The organism is Streptomyces sp. NPDC029138 (assembly GCF_055564375.1).
The window spans coordinates 1-1,048 of the sequence record NZ_JBVHWM010000154.1 but is presented as its reverse complement, the minus strand read 5'-3'; the positions used below and the strand labels follow the sequence as shown (position 1 = coordinate 1,048).

Sequence of the window (1,048 nt, the reverse complement as noted above, 5' to 3'; positions counted from 1 at the left end):
ACCAGTCGGTGACCTCGGTTGCGCGGAACTCGGTTGCGGTGCCGGTCAGGGCCTTGTCGAGGCCGTCGAACCCGTTCGCGTCGACGGCCGTGTCGCCGTTGACGACCATGTCCTGAAAGGTGGTGCGGGTCGCCTTGATCTTCTGCGACATGTTGAGCGACACGGCGCCGGACGCGGCCGGGCCGAGGTTGGCGACGACGCGGTCGACGCGGAACGATCCACCCATGACGGCGAGGTCGACCGTGTAGCGCTCGGTGGTGACCTCGGCGGCGGTGTACTCGGAGTTGATCGCACGGGTCGAGGCGGTCGGCTGGGTGATCAGGCGGCGGTACCCGTACGTGAGGGTGTCGCCGCCGTCGGCGGGGTTGACGACGTCGGCGAACGTGAGCGAGTCGAGGATCGCGGATTCCTTGCGGAACTCGTCGATCACGGCGACGTCGAGGTCGTCCTGAGTGTTGTTCTTCGCCTCGGCGAGAGTGACGGGCATGGGGTGCTCCTAGGTGTTCAGGCGCCCAGACGGGCGGCGATGGCGTCGTGCAGCGATCCCGGACGGCGCTCGGGCGGGTTGGTGCTGCCGAAGTCGGCGCCACCCCGGGCGGGGCCGACGGGGGCGGCGAGGTGGGGCTGTGCCTGTACGGCGGCCTTGATCGCCTCCGTGACGGCGTTCGAGTCGGCGAGGTCGACCGCGGCGAGCGCGGTCATGGCGGACTGGCTGTCGAGCAGGGCCGCAGCGTTGGCGCCGGCGGTCGGCGCGATGCGCAGTACGGCGGCCTGTACGGCGGCGGTCTTGGCCTGCTCCTGGGCGCTTGCGAGCTGCTGCTGTGCCCACTTCGGGAGCTTGGACAGGTCGCCCTCGGCGGCCTGCTCGGGCGCGGCCGGGGCGGTCGGCGCGGGCGCCTGCGGGGTCTGCTTCTCCGCGTTGCGGATACGTTCCTGCGCCCACTCGGGGAGCGCGGACAGGTCGCCCTCGGCGGGCTGCTGGGCGGGCGCCGGGGGCGTGTTGGGCGGGGTCTGGCCACCCGTGCCGCCGGTGCCCTGCTCGCCGCCC

At 72.4% G+C, this 1,048-nt stretch carries 2 protein-coding genes; both read right to left on the bottom strand.

Features of this window, described 5'->3' with window-relative positions; all coding sequences use genetic code 11:
• Positions 1 to 487: major capsid protein (locus tag ACZ4WH_RS44030; protein WP_468192002.1), on the bottom strand; the 487-nt coding region annotated here is incomplete at its 3' end.
• 17 nt (positions 488 to 504) lie between these two features.
• The coding region (locus ACZ4WH_RS44025; RefSeq protein WP_468192000.1) for a hypothetical protein at positions 505 to 1,048 on the bottom strand (544 nt) is incomplete at its 5' end.